This is a genomic window from Wolbachia endosymbiont of Mansonella perstans, from assembly GCF_020278605.1.
Taxonomy (GTDB): domain Bacteria; phylum Pseudomonadota; class Alphaproteobacteria; order Rickettsiales; family Anaplasmataceae; genus Wolbachia.
On record NZ_JACZHU010000081.1, the window covers coordinates 1 to 4,579 of the forward strand.

Consider the following 4,579-nt stretch of genomic DNA (forward strand, 5'->3'; position numbering starts at 1 on the left):
TATTTGCCTTGTCGGTTACAGCAATCGTAGGTGATGGCTTTATTAGGGACATTCTCTCTGCAAGGTATGACATAATTTCACCAAAGTTAAATCAAAATGATAAGCCCTATACAACAAAAAAGCCAGAAATTTTATTATTAGATTTGTAGCATAATCACATCAGACCAGTTCTTAGCAGCGTATTGGATTCAATAGAAACAAAAAAACTACTTGACAAACTTTATCAACCCTTTTATCGTAGCACTGAAGCTATTATTTAGCTTCAGTCTATGCAGGTAAAACAACAAAAACTCAATTTATTTAGCATCTTAATATTTAATTTTTTGCACTATGTGCACTGTATGTCTTTATTTAAAACTTCGGGTTTTTACCCATACAACCTAAAATACGCTTGTTAAAGCGTTTAAGACAATAAAAAACGCCAATTTATAAAGATAGGTAGTGAGTAACTAGCTAACAGTTTTTTTTGCTTTTTTTCTGCCTAGTAAATTTCTTAGCGTTTAAATTTAGATCAGTTGCGGTTTAAAAATAGCTAAATTAGACGTTGAGAATAAAAAAAACGCTAATTTATAAAGTTAATATAAATAATTAGCCACCAACGGGGTTCCTTTTGCTTTTTTTTGCTTGGTAAATTTCTTAAATATTTATTATTAAAGTAATATCTTAGGTCCTAGCGTCAAGCACTTGGATGACAAGAAAAGGCTACTTGGATGATACCCATAGACCTGCCATTCCAGCGCATGACGCTAAAATCTGGGAATCTTATCAAGTAGGTGAGTATAAAAGTGACCATTTTATGTTAAAATATAACATTTAATTATTATAGAAGGTACGATCTGATATCGTAAAACCGTAATGGTGTGATTCCATTCGTCTTAACATCGGGTTGAAATCGTAGTTTACACTTTGGAAAAGTGGCAATTTTCTAGAGCGCAAGCATAGATTAAAAAGGAGTAATGTCATTCTCTTTAGGTAACAGCTATAAATAACGAGGAAATAGCCTTATTTCGTGAACATACCAAGAATTTTGTCTATTATTACGCCAACATTTGCTTCAGCTTGGTATACTCTGTTTTACCACCTTTCGAAATTAGTTTAGTACCTGATCCGGGTGATACGCTAACAAATTTACTACCGATAACTCCGCTGCTAGTTATTAGAGTTGAACTATCAATTGGCAATTTTATGTCTTTACTTATGCACATATCAATTCGTGCTACATAGGTAGCTTTATCAAGTGATACGCCAGTTACACTTCCAATATCTACGCCGGAAACCTTGACACTATCACCAACTACTATGCCATTAGCATTAACAAAAAGACCATATATTTTATAACAATTCTTATAGCTTTTTTTATGTTAGATAACCTATCAACAGCAAAACAAATCAGAAAAATAGTAAAAACCAACACAAATAATCCAGCAGTTATTTCAAGTATATTTGATCTTCGTATCTTTAGTTATTAGGATTCCAGCTTTTATAGTAATTTTTCACTTTTTGGTTTGGATAATACGCATCTTTTGTACCCGTCAAATTAGGAGTATGTTTTATTTTTCTCTTTTTGTTATTAACTGGCACTGTATCATCAGTATAGTGAAGCCATATATGCCACTTTGGGGGTACTGTTGTAGGTTCAGAGATACTGCTATACGTGACCCATCTTTTTCCTTGATTTGATTCATAGTAAGAGTTTCCATTTTCATCTCTTCCTACAAATTTACCTTTTCTTTGTAATAGACGTTTTATCGCATTATAGATTTTAGATAACATAAAGGTATTAAAACGAAAAGTATTATATATACTAATACTCTAACAGTCCATTAGCAACAATTTAATGCAATTACCAATTTTACAAGTTATCATACCAATAATTGCATCGATGTTTTGCTTTCTTGCTAGGAAACATAAAGTATCCTGGTTTATTTCTTTTGCCACAACTACGGCTACTTTTTTTGTTTCATCGATACTTCTCATGAAAACATATAATGGTGAAATTATAATTTATTATCTTGGAGATGGGGCTCCCCCGTACGGAATAGAGTTAAGAATCGACATGTTAAACTCCTTGATCCTAACTCTAGTGAATTTTATAGCACTGATAAGTGTGCTTTATAGTTTTCGTGTTAACGAAAAAGAGATCAGCAAAAACAAAATCACTGGTTTTTATTCTTTGTTTCTGTTGTGCTTAAGCGGGCTACTTGGGATTTTAGTAACAAACGACATATTCAATCTTTATGTTTTTTTGGAAATTTCGTCTCTTTCTTCTTATATACTAGTTTCAATGGGAAGGGATAAAAAAGCTTTGGTTGCAGCATTTGAATATCTGATTAGTGGAACAATAGGTGCAACGTTTTACTTGTTTGGTATTGGGCTTTTGTATTCTATGACGGGAACACTCAATATGTCTGACATGGCTGAGAGGATAGTACCGCTGTATTATAATAACATCGTAAAGCTTGGCACGTTGTTCATTTTTGTTAGCCTCTCAATCAAAATAGCACTGTTTCCACTGAGTAGATGGCTAGTTAATTCATATAGCGAGGCTCCAAGTTTCATTAGTATATTCTTTTCAGGTACAGTGACCAAGGTGATGATATATGTTTTTATTAGGATCTTCTATACTGTTTTCCATCAAAACTTCTTTTTATTTAGGCCGCCATTGAACAATGTGATAATTATCCTTGCATTTTGTGCTATTGTATTTGGGTCAATATTTGCAATGACCGCGAAAGACATGAAAAGATTGCTTGCTAACTCTAGCGTCAGCCAGATTGGTTATATAATTTTAATGCTGGGTCTAAACTCAAAAACAGGCTTATTTGCAGCAATCCTTCACATAATAAACCACAGCATAATAAAAACATCTTTATTCATGGCTGTAGGATGTGTTTCTTACAAATTTGATTCAACAAAAGTAGAGAATTTGTCAGGACTCAAGAAATCGATGCCTCATACAGCACTTGCATTTACTCTACTTAGCTTAGCATTGATCGGTGTACCTTTAACAAGTGGCTTTGTAAGTAAGTGGTGTATGATGAAAGCAATTATCGAATCTCGCGCGTGGATTTCTCTTATAGTTTTTGCTGCTGGTTCTTTCCTTGCACTAATATATATGTGGAAGATGGTAGAAAAAATGCATTTTGGAAATGATGCAGCACCACACGCTGAAATAGCACCTGGATCGGTTGATAAAGTACCGCTACTTATGCTTTTCTGTCTGTTACTCATGGCAGCTTTAACTGTAGTAACAGGAGTATACAGTGCTCCAATTTGGTTAGCAATTGAAAAGTTGGCTTTTTGATTTTCATTTCTTATTATACTTCAAGGTTATAAAGTTCTCGTTGTGGGTAGGCCAAAGAAGATTTACTTGTTGTTGATCATTAACATAATAGCGCTATTTTGCGTTGGCATTGTTGTTCAGTATTCTTCTGCTGGAGGAAAGTGGATGCCATTTGCAATTCATCAACTAGTTGTATTCTCTTTCTTTTTCCTATTGGCTATAACTATGTCATTTATAGAGATAGATTTTTATTTGAAGCATGCCTACCTTTTTTATATAGCAGCAGTGACTTCGCTGCTGTTAGTAAACTTTTTTGGTTCGCACATAATGGGTGCAACAAGGTGGATAAGAATTGGACCAATCAGTTTGCAACCGTCAGAATTTGCAAAAGTAGGCTTAATACTTGCACTTGCTCGTTATTTTAATAAGCAAAGTGTGTATAAAATGATGGAATTTCGAAGGTTATTCACGGCATTTATAATTATTTTCTCACCTGTATTCTTGGTACTAAAGCAGCCTAATTTAGGCACGGCTGTGATAATGTTATTTATAGGAGCATCGATTATATTCACAGCAATAATCAAAAGATCTCATTTTATAGTTTTTGGAACGATTGGCATTCTTGTAATACCAACTATCTGGCTTTTTTTACGACCTTATCATAAGCAAAGGATATTGTCGTTTTTGGATTCATCAGTGGATCCTCTTGGAATGGGTTATAATGCGCAGCAATCCCAGATAGCTATAGGTTCAGGAGGTTTGCTTGGCAAGGGTTTTGTTAATGGAAGTCAGACTCAGCTTGGGTTTTTACCGGAAAAGCGCACAGACTTTGCTTTTGCAGTGCTTGGTGAGGAATGGGGGTTTTTAGGTAGCATGGTTTTGGTTTTCCTTTATACTACGCTATTTGCTATAACATTCTCCATTGCTTATAGATCAAGAAATTATTTCTCTAAGTTAGTATCTATCGGGATTTTTGCCTTTTTTGGCGTTCATTTCGCCATAAACATCGGAATGACAGTTGGTCTTTTACCCGTAATAGGTGATCCGTTGCCATTTCTATCCTACGGAGGAAGCACAACTGCTGCAAGCTTAATATGTATAGGGCTGCTACTTAGCTCTGTAACGTCTGCAAAAGACTTAAGGCTAAGCTCTCGGTTTTATCCGCGGGAAGGCCTATAGTTTGAGATCAGGAACGGAAAAACCTGCTTGACAAATTTTGTCAGTTCTGCTACCATAACAGCAAGGGTATTTCTGATTGAAAACTTGTTTTTGATCTCCAGGCTCAATGACAAAATT

General features: G+C 34.7%; 4 protein-coding genes. 2 read left to right on the forward strand and 2 right to left on the reverse strand.

Annotated features, from left to right (window positions below):
• Positions 1-1,037 precede the first annotated feature (1,037 nt).
• On the reverse strand, positions 1,038-1,331 hold the full coding sequence (locus tag IHO13_RS04555) for an MlaD family protein (protein ID WP_225538479.1): 294 nt from the start codon (positions 1,329-1,331) through the stop codon (positions 1,038-1,040).
• Positions 1,332-1,458: 127 nt separating this feature from the next.
• Positions 1,459-1,773, reverse strand: a complete 315-nt coding sequence (locus tag IHO13_RS04560; protein ID WP_225538476.1) for an NADH-ubiquinone oxidoreductase subunit NDUFA12 family protein — start codon at positions 1,771-1,773, stop codon at positions 1,459-1,461.
• Between the two features lie 64 nt (positions 1,774-1,837).
• Here IHO13_RS04560 and IHO13_RS04565 point away from each other — a divergent pair, with 64 nt between their 5' ends.
• On the forward strand, positions 1,838-3,304 hold the full coding sequence (locus IHO13_RS04565; protein WP_225538477.1) for a proton-conducting transporter transmembrane domain-containing protein: 1,467 nt from the start codon (positions 1,838-1,840) through the stop codon (positions 3,302-3,304).
• A gap of 42 nt (positions 3,305-3,346) precedes the next feature.
• Complete coding sequence (gene rodA / locus IHO13_RS04570) at positions 3,347-4,462, forward strand: rod shape-determining protein RodA (RefSeq protein WP_225538478.1); 1,116 nt, start codon at positions 3,347-3,349, stop codon at positions 4,460-4,462.
• Positions 4,463-4,579: the final 117 nt, after the last annotated feature.